A 20,266-nucleotide genomic window follows, 5' to 3' on the forward strand; every position below is an offset into this window, starting at 1 on the left:
TTGTGCTTATACCTAGGCGATCAAAAATTGAAGAAATTCTAACCAAAATATTTTTAATAGCAAGAGCTATAATCTATAAAATATATAAATAAATGATATAGTTAAAGTATTATTTTTTAGACTAATTATGATAGGAATAGTATTTTATGATCATTATCATTGGTATAAGAAAGGTTTTTTATAGTTAACTTACTGTTTAATATGAATAATAAATTGTAAAAAATCGAGACATTTTAAATTTCCTTGATATTTGAATGCCTAATTAAATAATAGATATGAATAATAACGTAGGATATTTAAATAAGAAATTATCGATTTATTTTAACACTGATTATTGTTTGGGAAATAGCACGTTAAAAAGTGAGTGATTCAAATAACGGGGGAATGCGGTTATAACTAAATGCTTATAATTGTTATGAATATAAGTATTAACGGTATTAATTTGTTTTAATGACGATTTATCAACAAATTCATGTTAATCTTTGAACAAATTAAGTCGTTCGTACTACAATTCACCAATGCAGTAGCATTGGTGAATTATTCAACTACATTTTGTCAACTGTTTTGATGCCCAACATATCAAGACCAATTTTAAGTGTTTTAGCCGTCAACGAAGCTAATTTTAAGCGACTTTGTTTCAAGCTCTCATTTTCTGCCGCCAAAATAGGGCAGTTTTCATAAAAACTTGAAAATAGCGTCGCAATTTCATAAAGATAAGCACAAAGCACATGCGGTGTACCTTCATTTGCCACGATTGAAATAGTTTCATCAAATTGAATTAAACGAGTTGCTAAAGCACGCTCTTTATCAGATTCTAAACTAATATTAGCCGTTAAGCTATCTTCGGAAATATTGGACTTTTTAAAAATTGATAACACACGAGTATAAGCATATTGCAAATAAGGAGCAGTATTGCCTTCAAATGACAACATATTATCCCAATCAAAAACATAATCAGTAGTCCGATTTTTAGAAAGATCAGCATATTTAACTGCACCAATAGCTACCGCATCGACAATTTTTGCAAGCTCACTTTCAGAAAGTTCAGGATTTTTGCTACGAATTAAAGTCGTTGCTCGCTCACACGCTTCATCTAGCAAATCATTTAATTTAACAGTATCGCCTGAACGGGTTTTAAACGGCTTACCATCTTTACCTAACATCATACCAAACATATGGTGTTCAAGCTTTAATGATTCAGGTACATACTTAGCTTTGTGAACAATAGTCCAAACTTGCTCTAAATGTTGATGTTGGCGGGAATCAATATAATAAAGAATACGATCGGCATGTAACGTTTCGTAACGATATTTAGCACAAGCAATATCGGTTGTTGCATAAAGGTAGCCACCATCACGTTTTTGGATGATAACACCCATCGGTTCGCCTTCTTTGTTTTTATACTCATCAAGAAAAACAACAATCGCCCCTTCACTTTCAACCGCAAGCCCTTTCTGTTTTAAATCGGCAACAATACTAGGTAGCATGCTGTTATAAATGCTTTCACCCATGGTGTCTTCAAGCGATAACGTAACATTTAAACGTTTATAAGTGGCAATATTTTGCGTCATGGTAATATCAACTAGCTTATGCCACATATCACGACAATATTCATCGCCACCTTGTAATTTCACTACATAATTACGAGCTTTTTCGGCAAACACTTCGTCTTCGTCATAATGTTTTTTAGCGGCGCGATAGAATGACTCTAAATCTGAAAGCTCCATATCATTGGCATGTTCATTTTGCATCTTTTCAAGATACGCAATTAACATACCAAATTGAGTTCCCCAATCACCAACATGATTAGCACGAATAACATTATGACCTAAAAAAGATAAAACACGAACGCTAGCATCACCAATAATAGTTGAACGCAAGTGTCCAACATGCATCTCTTTGGCGACATTAGGCGCCGAATAATCAACCACAATAGTTTGCGGTTTGGCGGGTAAAGTAATATTAAGCTTATCACTACTTAAAGCAACTTCATTTTGCTCAGCAATCCAGCTATTTTTCAAAAAGATATTAATAAAACCTGGACCTGCAATTTCAACTTTTTCAGCGATATCATCAACATCAAGATGCTGTAAAACCGTCTGAGCAAGTTCTCGAGGAGGGATTCCCATTTTTTTAGCAACAGACATAATGCCATTAGCTTGATAATCGCCAAATTGAACTTTAGTAGATTGTTTAATTAATGCGTCGCTGTTCTTGTCTGCACCTGCCATGATCATAGCTTGCAAAACACGTTGTGTTAGTAATTGTTGAATATTCACACTAAACCTAATTAATCATCATTAAATGCTAAATATAATACCGACAAAGTAATGAATTGTCACTTATCGGATTAAGCGCTTTTCTTTCGTTTAACTAGGGTTTGCCAATATTTTTCATGTTTTTTCACTAAAAGTGATTTTGTGGAATTTACAAATTCTTTCAATTTGTTTTCTTGAAATGTAGTGGAAGTATTAATAATTATTGTCGGTAATGACGTTGTATTATGTGATCGAGTAATTCACTTCCTGGTATAGTTTTAGGATCTAGAATGTTAATAGTTACCTTTTGAGAAAAGGGGAAATTCATATAGATTTTCGGTTTGTTCAACGAATTGAACAAATAATTTTTATTGTTAGAGTTTAGTATTGGTTTAGAGTTTAGTATTGGTAAAGTAATAAGGATACCTGCACTGATCATTAATTGCTTTAAATTTAAGATAAAATCCTTGGGGGGTTATAAGCATATGGATAGAAGCTATTTACCTACATTATCATTATATGTGCTTCTGAATTTGATAGGGCTCAGGTTTATAGCGATTAATTATCATTTATATATTTTCTGCTGTTATATGATTTTTGTAAGTAATATTTTTATTTATTCTTCGTTGATAGGTTTTCCTTTATACTAACTTTTTTATATTTGCATCAACTATTTACAATTCTTCTTGGAAACACTAAACTAATCGATGTTCTCAACGGGGTGCCTAAATGGCTGAGAATGTCCTTTATATCGACATAACCCGCCGAACCTGAACTGGATTATACCAGCGGAGGGATTTGAGTTATTATGTCTGCTCAAACCTTTTGTCTTTTATTTGGCTTCTGGAGGCAAAATGCTTTGTAAGAATCTTTTGTTTTTTATGCTATTTGGGGCATTTTTTCTTGTTAATCCTGTATTTGCAAAGCCGATTTTAACCATTTATAGCTACGGTTCATTTATGTCAGAATGGGGACCAGGTGAAGCTATAAAAAAAGGTTTCGAAACGCAGTGCGAATGCCAACTAAATATTGTCACATTGGGTGACGGTGTATCAATTTTAAATCGTATTCGTCTTGAAGGAAATAATACCAAAGCTGATGTAGTTTTAGGTTTAGATAATAATTTGTTAGAACAAGCAAAGCTTGCTAATATTGTTATTCCTCATCAAATTAAAAGACCTGATAATATTAATACAGATTGGTGGGATATTGATTTTATCCCTTATGATTTTGGTTATTTTGCTTTCATTTATAACAAAGAAAAAATTAACAATCCTCCACATAGTTTTCATGACCTAGTATATAATAAAGCCAATTGGAAAATCATTTATCAAGATCCAAGGACTAGTACGCCTGGATTAGGATTACTATTTTGGGTGAAATATATATATGGTGATAAGGCAGTTACTGTTTGGGAAAAAATTGCTAAAAATACAGTAACGGTAACGAAAGGTTGGAGTGAGGCTTATGGCCTGTTTTTAAAAGGGGAAGCAGATTTTGTGCTAAGCTATAGTACTTCACCAGTTGCACATATTATAAATGATAATGATGATCATTATGAAGCTGCTATTTTTGATGAAGGACATTATCGTCAAGTTGAAGTTGCCGGGATCGTCAAATATACTCAGAAAACGGAACTTGCACGTCGTTTTTTACAATATTTATTAACACCAGAAGTTCAGCGCCAATTTGCCGAAAAAAATGTTATGTATCCGATAATAAATACACAGCTACCTGAAGCTTTTCAACAAATCCAATCAGTGAATAAAGTTCTTGAGTTTGATTCAAAACGAGTTGAACAAAATCAAAAAATGTGGATACGTGAATGGCAATCAGCTATTAGCAACTAGTAAGCAATTAAAAAGAATGTTGAAATTTAAAACATTGCTGCCTGGTATTAGTTCGGCAAGTATAATTTTAATTGTATTAGGTGCGGCATTATTTGCACTTTGTCAAGCGGCTATTGAGTCGAATGATTTTAATATTTATTTCGATAGTTATTTATTGCATGTAATTGGGATAACGGTATTTCAAGCGGTATTATCTACTATATTGTCAATCCTATTATCTCTATTAATGGCAAAAGCATTATCAATGGTTGATTTCTTTTGTAAGCACCTATTATTGCGTTTAATGCCTATCACTTTTATATTGCCTTCGTTAGTAGTTGTAACTGGTCTTTTGTCAATTTATGGTCAACAGGGGTTATTAGCCTCTATTTTAAAATATTTTGGTATATCATTTTCTGGGTGGTCAATTTATGGGTTAAAAGGAATTTTGCTAGCTCATGTATTTCTTAATTTTCCGTATGCTTGTCGTTTGTTTTATCAAACATTAAGCCTTGTTCCTGTTGAACATAAGCGATTGGCTGCGCAATTGAATTTTTCAAGTATTACCTATTTTAAATTGATTGAATGGCCTTTATTGCGATGTCAATTATTTCCTATGGCTGCATTAATTTTTATGCTGTGTTTCTCTAGTTTTGCTATAGTGCTTGCGCTGGGTGGAGGGCCTAAATATACCACTATTGAAGTGGCAATTTATCAATCTATTCGAGAATTTGAACTGCTACAAGCTGTTTTATTTGCCGGTATACAGCTAATATGCTGTATCAGTTTTTTATGGCTGACCCAGAAAACACTTCATAAAAATAAAGATAATCAAAATGTAACTATTGATTTTAATAAGCAAAATTATTATTTATCGGTTTCTAATTATTTAAAGTTTTTTAGTGCTGTCATCATTTTAGTTGGTGGATTATTTATTTTTTTACCATTAATAAATATAGTTATTGAAGGAAGCCGTTTTTTTGACTTATCACTATTAAATACGGCTTTTAAACAAGCTACCTTATTTTCGCTTTTAATTGCCTTAGGTGCTGCTATGATCGCTATAGTGCTTGCTTTATTAATTTTATGGACTAATAGCAGATTGATCATTAATCATCAGATTAAATGGAGTAATCAGTTAATGCTTGTTGGATCATTAATTTTAGCTATTCCTAGTATGGTATTATCTTCAGGATTGTTTTTATTGCTATTTAAATATGCAGATAACCGTGTATTTATTTGTATATTAATGATGTTATGTAATGCCTTAATGGCATTGCCTTTTGTATTAAAAAACCTTGCAATACCTATGTATGAGGTCACATTGCGTTATTGGCAATTGAGCCAATCTCTTAATATTAATGGTTTTAGGCATTTTTATATCGTCGAATATAAGGCATTAAAAAAAATCATTATTATGAGTTTCGCCTTTTCAGGTATTTTGTCATTAGGTGATTTTGGTATTATTGCATTATTTGGAGGGCAGTCAGTAACTACTCTACCTTACTATTTATATGAACAAATCTCCCATTATCATTATCATGAAAGTATGGTTACAGCTGCAGTATTATTAACTTTATCGTTTAGTTTATTAATTGTGATGGATTATGATCGAACTTAATCAAGTTAATTATCATTATGATGATTTTAAAATAGATTTTGATGTAAAAATTACTACAAAAGAGCGAGTTGTAGTGGTTGGACCAAGTGGCTCAGGCAAAACGACTTTATTAAATTTAATTGCAGGATTCTTATTACCTAATTCAGGTAAAGTAATATTAAATCATCAAGATTTTACCAAAATTTTACCCAATAAAAGACCTGTTTCGATGCTATTTCAACATAATAATTTATTTAGCCACTTAACGGTTAAACAAAATGTTGGTTTAGGTATAAAGCCATCATTAAAATTAAGCACATCTGAAAAAAAGCAAGTTAATGATATTTTAGCGAATGTTGGTTTAGATAATTTAGGGGATCGTTATCCTGATAAACTTTCTGGTGGACAATATCAACGTGTTGCGCTTGCCCGTTGCCTAATTCAACATCGTCCTATTTTATTATTAGATGAACCTTTTTCTGCTCTTGATCAAGCTTTACGTTTTGAAATGCTAGCATTGGTCGATAAAATTTGTGATGAGTTTGGATTAACATTAATGATGGTGTCACATTATCTTGATGACACTTTGAATTACTTTTCACGTTGTTTAGTAGTAAATAAAGGGAATACTATTTTTAATGGTCCACCTAAACAGTTAAATCAACCAGAAAATAGCCTCACAGCGAAAATATTAGGGTTAAATGTTGACTAACTCATAAAATTTAACATTCATCGAGATTATTCTTTAATATAAAAAGTGATCATTTAATGATTAGAGATATTTTGAAAAAATATTTTATCATTTAATCAGTTCTTTTTAAGGTTTTATTAATCTATAGATAGTATACTAGAGCGACCTACAAATAATTATTACTAATCATAATTTATGAAAAATCAAAAGGAAAACTTGATATTTAGTTGGTCGACTCTTATTTTTGCTATTTTATTTTTTACTTATTTTTCTTGTGCATTACAATTATATATTTTCTTTTCTGGGCATTCTAATGCGATAGGGCTGCGCGATTCAATTATCTATAGTTTAATTTGGCTTATTCCTGTTTTCATTTTTCCTAAATATACGAAAAAAATTGCAACTGTTTATGGATTAGTTGTTGGTGGATTATCACTGATTCCCGTTGGTTATTTTACTATTTATAGGCAAGAGTTTTCACAGAGTGTTTTATTTGTTATGGCTGAATCAAACTTCAGTGAGTCACATGAATTTATTCAGCAATATTTAAATGTCCAATTAATTTTAGTATTAATTATTTATGTATCCATCGGTATATATCTATGGAAAAAAGTAGAGCCGATTTATGTTAAAAATACGACAAAATGGCTAATATCTTCATTTATTGCTATTTATGCGTTAATGCCGTTAGTCATTAGTGTAGTTGTCAAAAATTCATCTTTTGAAAAAGCTGGTGCTCATTTATTAACACGTATGGAAACAACAGTTCCATGGCAACTGATTTGCAGTTATTGGGCTTATCGCTCGCAGTTGAATAATATGGAGCATATTTTAGAGCATTTAGAATCATTACCGCCATTGAAAAATCTGAAAGATAAAAATGGTAATACTCCAAGGACGTTAGTTTTGGTCATAGGTGAATCAACAACTCGCAATAGAATGGGGCTTTATGGTTATGGGAGAAATACTACCCCAAAAATAGAACAATTTAAAAAAGAAAATCCTAATTTAGTTGTATTTAATGATGTAGTTTCATCAAGACCTTATACGATTGAAATTTTACAACAAGCCCTAACCTTTGCTGATGAGCAGCACCCTGATTTATATCTTAAGACTCCTTCATTGATTCATCTAATGAAACAAGCAGGATACAAAACCTTTTGGATTACTAATCAACAAACTATAACTGAACGTAATACAATGTTGACTATGTTTTCTAAACAAACCGACAAACAGTATTATATGAATAACGACCGTAATCAAAGTTCAAGACAATATGATCAGTCTGTATTTGAGCCATTTAAAGAAGTATTAGCTGATCCAGCTGAAAAGAAATTTATTGTTATACATCTTCTTGGTACTCATATGAAGTATGAATTCCGTTATCCTAAAAATGGTGAGCATAACCGTTTTAAAGGTAAAACAAGCATACCGTTTAATATTGATGAAAGTAAACTACCTGTTTACAATAGTTATGATAATGCGGTAAGTTACAATGATTACGTTACAACTACATTATTTAATTTATTTAAGAATAGTAAAGAAAATGGCTTTATATTGTATTTTTCTGATCATGGTGAAGATGTTTATGAAACACCGCCACATGACGTTTTAGGTCGTAATGAAAAATCACCCACTAGAACGATGTATACAGTTCCTTTTATGCTTTGGGAATCGCCACAATGGATTGCAACCCACCCAAATAATTATCAAGACTATGTTAATCGGAAATTTAGTACTCAAGATTTGATTCATACATGGTCTGATTTAGCCGGATTAAGTTATAACTTATTCATACCTCAAAAAAGTTTAGTTAATCCTAATTTCTATGAATCCATACGCTGGATAGGTGATCCATATGATAAAAAAGGTTTAATCGATTTTGATAAATTAGAGAAGTAGCTAATACCCAGTTTACATACATATTTGAAATATGATATTGTATATATATACAGTTTTTTTTTAAAGTGCAATGAAAACAGGTTATGCGAAAAATTATTCATGTTGATATGGATTGTTTCTATGCTGCTGTTGAAATGAGAGATAATCCCCAGTATCGTAATATGCCTATTGCGGTAGGTGGGGATCCTCGTAAGCGTGGTGTGGTTGCTACCGCCAATTATTTAGCTCGTCAATATGGAGTTCATAGTGCGATGTCAATGTCACAAGCGCTAAAGCTATGTCCTAATCTTAAAGTAATACCGGGGCGGCATGCTGTTTACAAAGAAGTTTCGAATCAAATCCACCAAATATTTAAACGTTATACCAATGCAATTGAAGCGTTGTCTCTTGATGAAGCTTATCTGGATGTGACAGAATGTAAACTTTGCTATGGTTCAGCAACGCTTATTGCTCAAGATATTCGTCAAACTATTTTTAATGAATTGGAATTAACCGCATCGGCAGGCGCAGCACCACTTAAATTTTTGGCAAAAATTGCGTCCGATATGAATAAACCTAATGGCCAATATGTTATTCCACCAGAAGAAGTTGATACATTTATTGAACAATTGCCACTAAAAAAAATTCCTGGTGTAGGTAAAGTTACTGAAAAAAAATTAGCAGAATTAGGGTTATTTACATGTAGAGATGTTGTTAAGTATGATTTAACTAAATTACTCAATCAATTTGGTAAGTTTGGTCGTGTATTGTACGAGAGATGTCAAGGTATTGATGAACGTGAAGTCTGTAATGATAGGCAACGTAAATCAGTTGGGGTAGAGCGGACCTTAACGAATGACATTCATCGTTGGGAAGAGTGTTTATTGCAGTTCGAACCATTATTTGAAGAGCTTGAAAAACGGTTAAGTAAAGTGCGTGCGGATTTGTCTATAGCTAGGCAAGGTGTCAAATTTAAGTTTGATGATTTTCAGCTTACTACGCAAGAACATATTTGGGCTAAGCTTGATAAGCAAGATTTAATCGATCAGGCTTACAAAGTTTGGCATGAAAGGCGTAATGAAAGGGGTGTGCGGTTAATTGGCTTTCATGTTACTTTAATCGATCCTCAGCTAGATAAGCAATTGATATTTAACTTTTAGTTTTATATAACTACATGAAAAATATTTATTAATTACCTTTTATCAATAGTTATTTTATTATATTTAAATTTAAGGAAGGTGCTATTGAATCGATAGCACCCTCTAATGAACATTATTACAGCTATATAATCTACTTATTTTAAACTTTCACCATTGGTGCTAATGACTTTTTTATACCATTCAAATGAGTCTTTTCTATAACGTTTCATACTACCATTTCCTTCATTGTCACGATCAACATAAATTACGCCATAACGTTTTTTCATTTCGCCAGTAGTGAATGATACAACATCAATAATTCCCCAAGCAGTGTAACCCATTACATCAACACCATCATAATCTATAGCGGTTTGCATAGCTTTGATATGGGCACCTAAGTATTCAATACGTGGTTTATCGTGTATTTGATTACCGTTTTCGAGTTCATCAATTGCACCAAAGCCATTTTCGACAATAAATAGCGGTAATTGATATCGATCATACAGACGATTAAGTGTATAACGTAAACCTTCAGGATCAATTGGCCAACCCCAATCACTGCTTTTTATATAAGGATTTTCAACTGCATTAGGTAGTGCACCGTTAACTATGTTGTCACGATTATCATTTTTAGCATCCGCTTTCACAACGGTTGACATATAATAGCTAAAGCCAATGTAATCAACCGTACCTTTTTTCAAATAACCTAAATCTTCTTCAGTAATATCGAGTTTATAGCCATCACGCTCAAATTCTTTTAATGCATAAGCTGGATAGTAACCGCGAACGTGAACATCAGGGAAGAAGAAGCGTTGATGCATAGCAATTTCTGAAGCCATCATATCTTCAGGATTACAAGAATATGGATAAATTGGCACATGCGATACCATACAACCAATTTGAAAATCAGGATTGATTTTTTTACCGGCAATGACTGCTTTGGCACTTGCTAAAAGTTCATAATGAGCGACTTGGTATAGAACTTCTTGCGGATTTTCGCCAGGTTTAACTTGTACGCCAGAGTTAGTCCAAAAGAAGATAGGATTACTAGTATCCATTTGATTATTGATTTCGTTAAATGTCATCCAGTATTTAACTTTATTTTTATAACGTTCAAAACATGCTGTCGCAAAACGTTCAAAAAATTCTACTGTTTTACGGTTTCTAAAACCACCATAATGGCGAGCTATATGTAATGGCATTTCAAAATGTGATAGCGTGATAACAGGCTCTATGCCATGAGCAATGAGCTCATCAAAAACATTATCATAAAAGCGCAGACCTTCTTCATTTGGTTCAAGCTCATCACCTTTTGGAAAAATGCGTGTCCAAGCAATTGACGTGCGTAAACATTTAAGACCTAATTCAGCAAAGAGTTTGATATCATCTTTATAATGATGATAAAAATCAATGGCCGTATGGTTTGGGTAAAACTTATCGGGTTCAATATCTTGAGTGATTTGTCTTGCTACGCCATGCGCACCTGCTGTCATGACATCAACTACGCTTGGTCCTTTGCCGCCTTCGTTCCAGCCACCTTCAAATTGGTGAGCGGCTAAAGCACCGCCCCATAAAAATGGTTTTTTAGTCATTTTTTGATTCCTTGTTATTGCTTAATGTTAAATATGATATCATCAACTGTGACTTCTGTTTTATCCGTTAATGAAATGAATTGGTATTGATCGGTATTAACAATAATAATTGGGGTGATTAGTGGGTAGCCTGCTTGTTTTATTGCCTCAGGATTGAAGCTGATTAGTAGATCACCTTTTTTCACTTTTTGGTGTAATTCAACATGATATGCAAACTCGTTATTAGTCAAATTAACCGTATCAATCCCCACATGAATTAATAATTCAACGCCATTATCTAATGTTAACCCAATAGCATGTTTGGAATTTTCAAATACCGCAGTTACCTCGGCATCGAAAGGTGCATAAACGTGATTATCAGTAGGCTCAATGGCAATCCCTTCACCCATAAGTTTTTGTGAAAAAGCAGGATCGGGCACTTCACTCAGTGGTAAAGCATGGCCTGTCATCGGGCTAGTAATATTAACCTCATCAAGAAGAATTTTAGGGTTATCATTTTCAACAACAGCAGCATCTTGCACTGTTTCACCAGTACCAAATAGTTGGATTAACAATACAGGTCCTAAAAGAGCAATAAGCGCACCAATCAACACTCCAATAAATGAATCAGGATTATTTGGGCTAATTGCATTAACGATAGTTAATGGACCTGGTAAACCAGCGTAAGCAACATAGTGAGGAGCAAAAAATCCTGCCACAATACCACCACAAGATGCAGAAATACAACCATAAATAAATGGTTTTTTAAAGCGTAAGTTAACACCATAAATAGCAGGTTCGGTTATACCGAATAAGCCAGTGATAAAAGCAGATAATGAAATACCTTTCATCTCTTGCGTTTTGGTTTTTAAATAAAAACCTAATGCTGCACCAACTTGACCAATAACGGCAATGGTTTGGAAAGCTTGGAAAGAATCTTGACCATACTGCTTAAAGTTTTCGACGATAACAGGTGTGATCCCCCAATGCACACCAAAAATAACAAAGACTTGCCAAACGGCTCCAATAATCCCACCAGCTATTGAAGGAGCTAGACTGACAAACCAATTATAACCGTTAGCGATATATTGCGCACCATTTGCGGTTAATGGACCAACAACAAGTAATGTTAAAGGTACCATAATGACAAGACTAAATAATGGCAATAAAACGGGTTTTATAATGCTGTGCAGTCTAGGCTCTAAAAATCGTTCTAAATAAGAGAGTAACCAAACTAAAAATAGTGGTGGTAAAACGGTTGAAGCATAAGTGGTTTGCGATAGCGCAATACCAAATAGATCAATTTTTTGCCCTTCGCTTATTAGTTTTGCAAACTCAGTCCATGTTGGTGATAACAGCGCTGCACAACAAGCAACAGCGATATATAAGTTACAACGAAAATGCTGAGAAGCAGTAATAGCAATAAAGATAGGTAAAAAGAAAAAAGGTGCCCAAGAGATGAAATTGAATACTCCAAAGGTTCCAGTTTTTTCTAATTCAGGGGATGCCAATTTAATTAAAATCAAGATGCCTTGCAAAATACCTGATGCGGCTAAAATATAGACAAAGGGAGCGAATACAGCTGACATTGTTGCAATAATTTGATTTAAGATGTTGTTATCATTACTTGTTTTGATTTTGTTATCGGTATTAACCAGCTGAATAAAAGCATTGTAGACTTTATCGACGTTTGTACCTATTACAACTTGGATTTGACCACCTTTCTCAACAACGGTAATAACACCTGGTAATTTAGCTATGTTTTCTTTTGCATGCTCTGGTGTAATTTGGGTCACAAGACGAAGACGTGTTGCACAACGAGCGACGGTAACAATATTTTTCTCACCACCTAACTCATTTAAAATATCAACAGCTAACTTGTTATAATCTCTAATTTTTGATGACATCCATAAACTCCTTAAAAGCAATTTAGTAAGTTCATCTTATAGACAATTTCAAAATTGTTAATTAACAATTATATTGTTTGTGATCTAGATCGAGTTTTTATATTATTTAATTTAAAACTAAAAATAAGCTGTATAAAATACAACTTTAATTATTGATTAAATTAATAACATAACAAATGGTTAAATATCAAGAAGTTGCAAAAAAAATTAAACAGATGATTTATCAAAAACAACTGTCCAAAGGCACTCAGCTTGATAATATTGACGGTCTAATTAATCAATATCAGGTCAGTCGTAGTACAATTGTTAAAGCACTTAATTGTCTTGAGCGGCAGGGCGTTATTTATCAAGTGCAAGGTAGTGGTATTTTTGTTCGTGAGCGTAAAAAAAGAGGCTATCTCAATTTTTTGCAAAGTCATGGTTTTACTGTCGATCTAGAAGATGTTTATGGTTCTTCAACAGTATTTAATGTTGATATCATCAAGCCTAGTGCAAAAGTTAAAGAAAATCTACAATGCGATGATAACGAAGAAGTCTATTTTGTTAAAAGATTGCGCTATGTTGAAGATAAATTATATGGCTTAGAACAGTCATATTACCGTAAAAAGTTAATTTGTTATTTAAATAAAGAAATTGTGGAAAACTCAATTTTTAGTTACATTCAAGAAAATTACAATATTAATATTGGCTTTTCTGATAAATATTTTCAAGTTATTAAACTTGATGCTGAAACAGCAAATTGTCTTGAGTTACAAATAGACGATCCTGCACTTAGCGTTGAAGAAACGTTTTATACTTCATCAGGCGAACCATTTGACTTCTCAACGATTACTTATCATTACGAGAATGCAAAATTTTGTATACAAAATCACTCTAAATAAATTGTCTAAAATGGACTCAATTGAATTCAATATTGTTTATAATAAAAATTAACGACACTATGCGTTAATTTTTATTATTTTGATCAGTTGAAATATGTTATTAAATCAATTAATCTTTTTTCGTGTTAGGTTTATTATCTGCCATGATACCAACTAATGTGTGGGGTTTATATAACGCTTCTAAATAGTTAAGCTCATCACTGGTTAATTGCAATTGGATTGCTTTTACCGCATCTTGAATTTGCTGTTTTTTTGTTGCACCAACAACAGGAGAGGTAACTTTGGTTAATAACCATGCTAATGAAACTTCCGTCATTGACACGTGATGTCGCTCAGCAATTTCAGCAACTCTCTCAATGATCGCATGGTCTTGCTCGGCGGTTTTATCGTATTTCTTCTTTGCATAGTTATCTTCATTTGCGCGTAAGGTTTGAGTGTTATACGGACGAGCAAGGCGTCCACTAGCAAGCGCACTATAAGGTGTCATTGCAATATTATCTTCTTGGCACAGCCCAAACAATTCACGCTCATCTTCACGCATTATCAAATTATAATGACTTTGAATTGAAACAAACGGCGTAAAACCTTCATATTTTGCGATAGTATTTGCTTTAGCAAGTTGCCATGCATAACAGTTTGAAATACCAATTGCACGAATCTTACCTGTTTGAACATTTTTGTGAAGTGCTTCAAGGACTTCTTCTATTGGCGTGTTGTAATCCCAATAGTGATAAATATAGAGATCGACATAATCCACGCCCAAGTTTTTAAGGCTCTGGTCGAGTGATTGATTAATTGCCTGTCGTCCAGTAACACCATTGGTAATTTGATCAGCAGTGCGTGGTAAAAATTTTGTAGCAATAACAACTTTATCCCGTTGGCTCATATCCCGTAACGCTTTACCAACATACCTTTCGCTAGATCCGCTTTGATAAGCGATTGCGGTATCGAAAAAATTAATACCCAAATCTAACGCATGAGCAATAACCTCACGACTTGTTGATTCATCAACAGTCCAATGGTGTATTCCTGCTGCTTGATCCCCAAATCCCATACAGCCTAAACAGATTCGTGAGACAGTTAAATCACTATTACCAAGTTTTGTGTATTGCATGCTTTCTTTCCTATATTAAAAAAACAGATAACAGGTTTTATTATATTGCATTTTTTGATAGTGCTTTTTTATTATTAAATTTTGTTGTATTGATAACAGTCGTGGAAAAGTAATATTAGCTTTATCTTTATTGAGAAGAGGAAATGCTTATGACAAATTCCTCTTTTTAGTATAAAGCTGATCCTCGTTCAAAAAGTGGACAAAAGTCACCTATATGATATAGACAAAAATCATAGGAGACAAATATTATGGTCAAAAAATTTAGTACAGAGTTCAAACAACAATCAGTAAATTATGCGTTATCTAATTCACAAACTAGGTATAGGCGAATCAACCCTAGATAGATGGATAAGACAAATCAATCCGAATAAAACCAGTAAACGAGAACTAACCCTCCAGAGCAACAAAAAATGATTGCAGTAGAAAAAGAAAACAAAGAACTAAGAATGGCAAATAAAATATTAAAAAGGCGCATGTGCATATCATCAACAACTCAAGTCGGTGAAGTACACTTATATGAAAAATCATTTAACCTGCTATTCTGTTACTAGGATATGCTCATTACTTGGTGTCAGTTTATCAAGTTATTATGCTTGGTTAAAAAGAGCAAACAAATCAGCCATACTCAGCAAGTATACTATTATAATCGGATACGCCGCCATTCAGCCAATGGCTGGGTATTTCCCGAACAATATGAACAACAATATTACTAAAACGAAAAAATGATAGAGGCGAGCACTGTCTAATATTTTGGCAAAGATCAGTATTTCTATTAGAATAGATTGATTTTATTTCTTTTCGCATAAATTCTAGGTTAACTTATTAATGAATAAAATAATTATTATTAGTTTGTTATTTTTTATAGGCATTTTTACCTCTAGTATTTATTCATTTAGCACACCAAATAATACAACAAAATTTATTGGGGAAAATAATGAAGATTTAATTGAATTTTATAATGGTAAAGATGTCGATTTGTTAAAAATAACTTCAAATGAAGGGAATAATTATTGTATTGTAATTTTATCAAGTACTGGTACACCCTTGTCTAAAGGAAGAATTGTTTTTGATAAATCCAAAAGCTCGCTAAAAGAAGCCTTAAAAACAGCTTACCTCAATCCGGATACCAATTGGTGGTCCATAGATTTTACCACTAAAGATGATGAAAACTCATCGTATGCCAACATTCCAGTTATTCCTGACACAAAATGTGATAATGGTGGATTAACATTTGGCATTATTGAATATCGTCAACCTTATTCTTTTATTGGAGTAAGGCTTGCTGATGGAAGTATTTATTATCTAGGTTTTATCAAATCAGAACAACTATTGAATGAAAATGAATTTGATTTTTTATTCGCAGGTGAACTTTATATGAAAAATAATAACAAATTTGAATTATTGTCATGCGAAGATACAAATTTTGATTGTAATGATAGAAAATATGCAAATCCATATCAATACTATTATTAACGATTAACCGATTATGGATAAATCTTATTATTTAGTTCAAGTAAAATAGAAATAACAGTTATATCATGTTACTTCACGCAATTGGCAAAATTTTTCTGTTAAATTTTGGTACATTATATTGCTTTTTAAATTGTGTAACGGCTTGCTCATCTGTAGTATCTAATTGTTGGAATGCTTTTAATGCCACAAATTCATCATAATTTTGCAATATATTATCAGATTGTAAATACTTACCAAGAGTTTAACAAAAGCTTTTATGACCTTGTAAATAAGTTTGTGTTTTTGCCTATTTTTAACGTACGCTAATATACAAAAAATAGGTAAAAAGGGATGAAAAAAACTAAGAGAATTAGCCACTGAGCTAACTAAAAACATAAAAATGCAAGAGGATTTAGGTAAATTAACTGGTTTTTAAAATAAACTTACCATTGAAGCCACACTAAATGCAGAAATGACCTAGCACTTAGGGTATGATAAACATCATAAAAAGTCAGTACATCATTTTCATATGATTCTAAAATATCGTCCCATAACTGTTCAACTTGTTCACTTTCCCATTTATAAGGTCTTTGATACTTTGGTATTTTATAAAGATTTTTTGTATCACCAAATAATTCACTAATCGATAAACTACGAGGTTTAAAAGAGTCTTCCATATTTATACCTACTTATATTTCTATTTTATTTAATTTGAAAAGATTTAATTATTAGTTGTTATTCTACCAATTTACTTGTTTCATATAAATTAAATATCATGATTAATAATATAAATAAAATTTAAACGGCTTGATATGATGATTAAATCTTAAAAGAATAAAAGCAGTTATTTTACTTTATTGCGGAATTTATCTTACTGAAAATAAAAAATTTATAGATAAAATATGAAAATAAAAAGCATCTTTCGATGCTTTAATGTTTATAAGATAAAAAAGTAAATTGCTATTACTTTATCCCATATTCAGACCGATAAGCCTCAACTTGCGTTACTTGATCTTTTCGAGCAGGATCTTTGTAGAGGTACTGGATTAAATCATCAAGCGTAATAATTGAAATTACATCGCAATGATAAGCTTGTTTAATTTCTTGAATTGCTGAGAGTTCACCTCGACCTTTTTCTTGACGGTCTAGACAAATCAGTACGCCAGCGAGTTTAGATTGGTTATCTGCCAATATGTTCATTGATTCACGAATAGCCGTTCCGGCAGTAATAACATCATCGACCAACATAACACGCTGTTGATAGATAGAACTACCTACTAAATTACCACCTTCGCCATGATCTTTTGCTTCTTTACGGTTAAAACAGTAAGGAATGTCAACATTATGATGTTCAGATAGTGCAACAACGGTTGATGAAACAATAGGGATACCTTTATATGCTGGACCAAAAATGACATCATATTCTAAATTAGCATCCATTAGTGCGGCTGCATAAAAACGACCTAATAAAGCCAGATCTTTACCAGTATTAAACAATCCGGCGTTGAAAAAATAAGGGCTTTTACGTCCTGATTTTAATGTGAATTCACCAAATTTTAATGCTTGCCGATTTAAAGCAAATTCAATAAATTCACTTTTGTATGATTTCATCGATCCTCTCCAATTAATCTTTTAAGGCCTGTTTTTGTGCATCAATAATAGTTTTGATGCCATTTTTTGCTAGCTCTAATAGTTTTAATAATTCGTCATGACTAAAAGGTTCGCCTTCAGCAGTTCCTTGCACTTCAATAATACGACCATCGCCAGTCATAACAACATTCATATCGGTTTCAGCGTTTGAATCTTCTATGTATTCTAAGTCACATACTGCTTGGCCATCGACAATACCGACAGAAACAGCTGCAACTAATGATTTAATTGGATTTTGCTTAATTTTACCATCTGTAACCATTTTATTGATTGCATCATTTAGTGCCACACAAGCACCAGTAATTGACGCAGTTCGAGTGCCCCCATCTGCTTGAATAACATCGCAATCTAACGTGATGGTATATTCACCTAATAATTTAAGGTCGACCATTGCACGTAGAGAACGAGCAATAAGGCGTTGAATCTCCATAGTGCGACCGGTTTGTTTACCTTTAGCCGCTTCGCGTTGAGTTCGTGAATGGGTTGCACGAGGCAACATACCATATTCTGCGGTAACCCAACCTTGGTTTTGACCTTTTAAAAAACGAGGCACAGATTCTTCAATTGTTGCATTACAAAGTACTTTTGTTTCACCAAACTCAACTAATACAGAACCTTCTGCATGCTTAGTATAATGGCGGGTTATTTTGATAGGGCGGATTTGTTCCGCAGATCGACCAGACGGGCGCATGCAATTCTCCAGATGTTACAATTAAAAAATATCGTTTTGAACTAATTATTTAAGGGGACATCAACAAGAAATAGTTGATGTTTAGCCTAAGCTAAGAGCGCATTATACAGAATATATGATACAATGCCCAGTAAGTTTTTTAAAATTTAGGAAGTAAATATGATTTCCAGTATGACCGCTTATGCCAGAAAAGAACTAAACCAACCTTGGGGTAATGCTTCTTGGGAGATGCGTTCGGTCAACCAACGCTATTTAGAAACTTATATCCGTTTGCCGGAACAGTTTCGTTCACTTGAGCCGCTTGTCCGTGAACGCCTTCGTAAGCGCTTAACACGTGGTAAAATCGAATGTACTTTAAGATTTGAATTAGGTTCAGAATTGCAACATCAAGAACTATCTTTAAATAAAGATTTAGCAAAACAAATTCTTAATGCAGCTAATTGGGTACAGACAGAGTATAAATCAGGTGAAATAAATCCTATAGATGTATTGCGTTGGCCAGGAGTTTTATCAGCCAAAGAACAAAATTTAGACACAATATCACAAGAAATTCTAGTTCTATTAGAATCAGCAATAGATGAATTTATTACCGTCCGTGAACGTGAAGGTAAGGCTCTTTGTGACCATATTGTCCTGCGTCTAGAAGGCATTGCTCAGCAAGTGGATAAAATTCGTCAAGCGATGCCACAAATACTTGAATGGCAAAAGGAACGGTTAAAGGCCAAATTAGATGAAGCCAATATTGAATTGGACAATTCTCGTCTTGAACAGGAAATTGTTTTGATGGCTCAACGTATTGATGTTGCAGAAGAGTTAGATCGCTTAATGACGCATGTTAAAGAAACCTACTCGATATTAAAGAAAAACGAAGCAGTAGGTCGTAGGTTAGATTTTATGATGCAAGAGTTTAATCGTGAATCAAACACGATTGCATCAAAATCAATTAATGCTGACGTCACAGCTAGTGCTATTGAGTTAAAAGTCCTTATTGAGCAGATACGTGAGCAAGTGCAAAATATTGAATAAATAGTTTTGTTAAACTATTTTAATTATAAAATTTCTTTGATTTAAATACATAAATTTTGAATTTATATTGGGAAAATTATGTATTTAATAATGCAAGGCAACTATAGTATTAGCGGAAGCTGGTTATGGTTTGGTTCTTCATGAAGGTTTAGTTAAGAATTGGTTACTTGAGCCACATGCTCAGTTAGGCTATACCTGGTCAGACAGCCACAACTTTAAGTTAGGCACACAAGGCGAAGTAAGTAATGTTAATGGTGATGGAGTACAAATGCGTTTAGGTGCAAGATTCTATGGTCAAAGCACTAAAGAAGGCTATGGAGTATTACCATTTATAGAAGCCAACTGGTTGTATGATTCTTCTTCACCGGAAGCAAAAATTAATGGTAAACATGTTGAATCAGACATGAGTAAAAATTATATTGAATTAAAAGTGGGTGTGAATGGTAATTTAACCAAATCCCTCAGTAGCTATGCTCAATTAGACAGCCGATTTGGTAGCAACAACTACCGTCAACTTGGTGCGCAAATAGGTTTGAACTATTCATTCTAATAATTTAAAAAAACTCAATAAAAAAA

General features: G+C 33.0%; 16 protein-coding genes, 1 pseudogene and 1 riboswitch. Of the genes and pseudogenes, 10 read left to right on the forward strand and 7 right to left on the reverse strand.

The features are described from left to right. Positions 1 to 545: 545 nt before the first annotated feature. A complete protein-coding gene (argS, locus tag A9G34_RS09900; protein WP_065569608.1) occupies positions 546 to 2,279 on the reverse strand; it encodes an arginine--tRNA ligase in 1,734 nt (577 codons plus the stop codon). A gap of 686 nt (positions 2,280 to 2,965) precedes the next feature. Further along, a riboswitch (TPP riboswitch) is annotated at positions 2,966 to 3,073 on the forward strand. A 39-nt stretch (positions 3,074 to 3,112) separates the two neighbouring features. Between argS and thiB the strand changes: the two genes are divergently transcribed. The 5 genes from thiB (at position 3,113) to dinB (ending at position 9,419) form a co-directional block, all read left to right on the forward strand. After that, a complete protein-coding gene (gene thiB / locus A9G34_RS09905; RefSeq protein WP_034946460.1) occupies positions 3,113 to 4,108 on the forward strand; it encodes a thiamine ABC transporter substrate binding subunit in 996 nt (331 codons plus the stop codon). A 16-nt stretch (positions 4,109 to 4,124) separates the two neighbouring features. Then, the gene (thiP, locus tag A9G34_RS09910) at positions 4,125 to 5,708 is read left to right on the forward strand and encodes a thiamine/thiamine pyrophosphate ABC transporter permease (RefSeq protein ID WP_065569609.1); all 1,584 of its coding nucleotides are present in this window, start codon (positions 4,125 to 4,127) and stop codon (positions 5,706 to 5,708) included. Continuing rightward, positions 5,695 to 6,399: a thiamine ABC transporter ATP-binding protein ThiQ gene (gene thiQ, locus A9G34_RS09915; RefSeq protein ID WP_065569610.1), complete on the forward strand. Its 705-nt coding sequence runs from the start codon at positions 5,695 to 5,697 to the stop codon at positions 6,397 to 6,399. Before thiP ends, thiQ begins: the two co-directional genes overlap by 14 nt. Positions 6,400 to 6,573: 174 nt before the next feature. Then, a complete protein-coding gene (gene cptA, locus A9G34_RS09920; RefSeq protein WP_065569611.1) occupies positions 6,574 to 8,280 on the forward strand; it encodes a phosphoethanolamine transferase CptA in 1,707 nt (568 codons plus the stop codon). A gap of 83 nt (positions 8,281 to 8,363) precedes the next feature. Continuing rightward, a complete protein-coding gene (gene dinB / locus A9G34_RS09925) occupies positions 8,364 to 9,419 on the forward strand; it encodes a DNA polymerase IV (RefSeq protein ID WP_034946451.1) in 1,056 nt (351 codons plus the stop codon). A 134-nt stretch (positions 9,420 to 9,553) separates the two neighbouring features. On the opposite strand, the gene A9G34_RS09930 is transcribed toward dinB, so the two are convergent. Both A9G34_RS09930 and A9G34_RS09935 read right to left on the reverse strand, forming a co-directional pair. Further along, a complete protein-coding gene (locus A9G34_RS09930) occupies positions 9,554 to 10,990 on the reverse strand; it encodes a 6-phospho-beta-glucosidase (protein ID WP_065569612.1) in 1,437 nt (478 codons plus the stop codon). Between the two features lie 14 nt (positions 10,991 to 11,004). Continuing rightward, the gene (locus A9G34_RS09935) at positions 11,005 to 12,876 is read right to left on the reverse strand and encodes a glucose PTS transporter subunit IIA (RefSeq protein WP_065569613.1); all 1,872 of its coding nucleotides are present in this window, start codon (positions 12,874 to 12,876) and stop codon (positions 11,005 to 11,007) included. 176 nt (positions 12,877 to 13,052) lie between these two features. Here A9G34_RS09935 and A9G34_RS09940 point away from each other — a divergent pair, with 176 nt between their 5' ends. Beyond that, on the forward strand, positions 13,053 to 13,757 hold the full coding sequence (locus A9G34_RS09940) for a GntR family transcriptional regulator (protein ID WP_065569614.1): 705 nt from the start codon (positions 13,053 to 13,055) through the stop codon (positions 13,755 to 13,757). 109 nt (positions 13,758 to 13,866) lie between these two features. Here A9G34_RS09940 and A9G34_RS09945 read toward each other — a convergent pair whose 3' ends face one another. After that, positions 13,867 to 14,871: an aldo/keto reductase gene (locus A9G34_RS09945; protein ID WP_065569615.1), complete on the reverse strand. Its 1,005-nt coding sequence runs from the start codon at positions 14,869 to 14,871 to the stop codon at positions 13,867 to 13,869. Between the two features lie 248 nt (positions 14,872 to 15,119). Between A9G34_RS09945 and A9G34_RS11185 the strand changes: the two are divergent. Next, positions 15,120 to 15,359, forward strand: a pseudogene (locus tag A9G34_RS11185) (transposase); the annotation flags it as partial. Positions 15,360 to 15,696: 337 nt separating this feature from the next. Next, complete coding sequence (locus A9G34_RS09950) at positions 15,697 to 16,344, forward strand: hypothetical protein (protein ID WP_065569616.1); 648 nt, start codon at positions 15,697 to 15,699, stop codon at positions 16,342 to 16,344. 422 nt (positions 16,345 to 16,766) lie between these two features. On the opposite strand, the gene A9G34_RS09955 is transcribed toward A9G34_RS09950, so the two are convergent. The 3 genes from A9G34_RS09955 to rph all read right to left on the reverse strand — a co-directional run bounded on the left by A9G34_RS09955 (position 16,767) and on the right by rph (position 18,664). After that, the gene (locus A9G34_RS09955; RefSeq protein ID WP_065569617.1) at positions 16,767 to 17,000 is read right to left on the reverse strand and encodes a GmrSD restriction endonuclease domain-containing protein; all 234 of its coding nucleotides are present in this window, start codon (positions 16,998 to 17,000) and stop codon (positions 16,767 to 16,769) included. A gap of 286 nt (positions 17,001 to 17,286) precedes the next feature. After that, positions 17,287 to 17,934 (reverse strand): orotate phosphoribosyltransferase, encoded by a 648-nt coding sequence (pyrE, locus tag A9G34_RS09960; RefSeq protein WP_034946438.1) that lies wholly within the window; start codon positions 17,932 to 17,934, stop codon positions 17,287 to 17,289. 13 nt (positions 17,935 to 17,947) lie between these two features. Next, positions 17,948 to 18,664, reverse strand: coding sequence for a ribonuclease PH (gene rph, locus A9G34_RS09965; protein WP_065569618.1), 717 nt, complete (start codon positions 18,662 to 18,664; stop codon positions 17,948 to 17,950). 159 nt (positions 18,665 to 18,823) lie between these two features. On the opposite strand from rph, the gene A9G34_RS09970 reads away from it, so the two are divergent. Next, positions 18,824 to 19,690, forward strand: coding sequence for a YicC/YloC family endoribonuclease (locus A9G34_RS09970; RefSeq protein ID WP_065569619.1), 867 nt, complete (start codon positions 18,824 to 18,826; stop codon positions 19,688 to 19,690). Between the two features lie 103 nt (positions 19,691 to 19,793). Further along, on the forward strand, positions 19,794 to 20,240 hold the full coding sequence (locus tag A9G34_RS09975) for an autotransporter outer membrane beta-barrel domain-containing protein (protein WP_081295316.1): 447 nt from the start codon (positions 19,794 to 19,796) through the stop codon (positions 20,238 to 20,240). The last annotated feature ends 26 nt before the right edge of the window (positions 20,241 to 20,266 follow it).

The organism is Gilliamella sp. Choc4-2, from assembly GCF_001690355.1.
In the GTDB taxonomy this organism is placed as follows: Bacteria; Pseudomonadota; Gammaproteobacteria; order Enterobacterales; family Orbaceae; genus Gilliamella; species Gilliamella apicola_A.

Coding starts and splice junctions, on each gene's coding strand:
- thiB (WP_034946460.1), top strand. CDS start 3,113: ATGCTTTGTAAGAATCTTTTGTTTTTTATGCTATTTGGGGCATTTTTT.
- thiP (WP_065569609.1), top strand. CDS start 4,125: ATGTTGAAATTTAAAACATTGCTGCCTGGTATTAGTTCGGCAAGTATA.
- thiQ (WP_065569610.1), top strand. CDS start 5,695: ATGATCGAACTTAATCAAGTTAATTATCATTATGATGATTTTAAAATA.
- cptA (WP_065569611.1), top strand. CDS start 6,574: ATGAAAAATCAAAAGGAAAACTTGATATTTAGTTGGTCGACTCTTATT.
- dinB (WP_034946451.1), top strand. CDS start 8,364: ATGCGAAAAATTATTCATGTTGATATGGATTGTTTCTATGCTGCTGTT.
- A9G34_RS09930 (WP_065569612.1), bottom strand. CDS start 10,990: ATGACTAAAAAACCATTTTTATGGGGCGGTGCTTTAGCCGCTCACCAA.
- A9G34_RS09935 (WP_065569613.1), bottom strand. CDS start 12,876: ATGTCATCAAAAATTAGAGATTATAACAAGTTAGCTGTTGATATTTTA.
- A9G34_RS09940 (WP_065569614.1), top strand. CDS start 13,053: ATGGTTAAATATCAAGAAGTTGCAAAAAAAATTAAACAGATGATTTAT.
- A9G34_RS09945 (WP_065569615.1), bottom strand. CDS start 14,871: ATGCAATACACAAAACTTGGTAATAGTGATTTAACTGTCTCACGAATC.
- A9G34_RS09950 (WP_065569616.1), top strand. CDS start 15,697: ATGAATAAAATAATTATTATTAGTTTGTTATTTTTTATAGGCATTTTT.
- A9G34_RS09955 (WP_065569617.1), bottom strand. CDS start 17,000: ATGGAAGACTCTTTTAAACCTCGTAGTTTATCGATTAGTGAATTATTT.
- pyrE (WP_034946438.1), bottom strand. CDS start 17,934: ATGAAATCATACAAAAGTGAATTTATTGAATTTGCTTTAAATCGGCAA.
- rph (WP_065569618.1), bottom strand. CDS start 18,664: ATGCGCCCGTCTGGTCGATCTGCGGAACAAATCCGCCCTATCAAAATA.
- A9G34_RS09970 (WP_065569619.1), top strand. CDS start 18,824: ATGATTTCCAGTATGACCGCTTATGCCAGAAAAGAACTAAACCAACCT.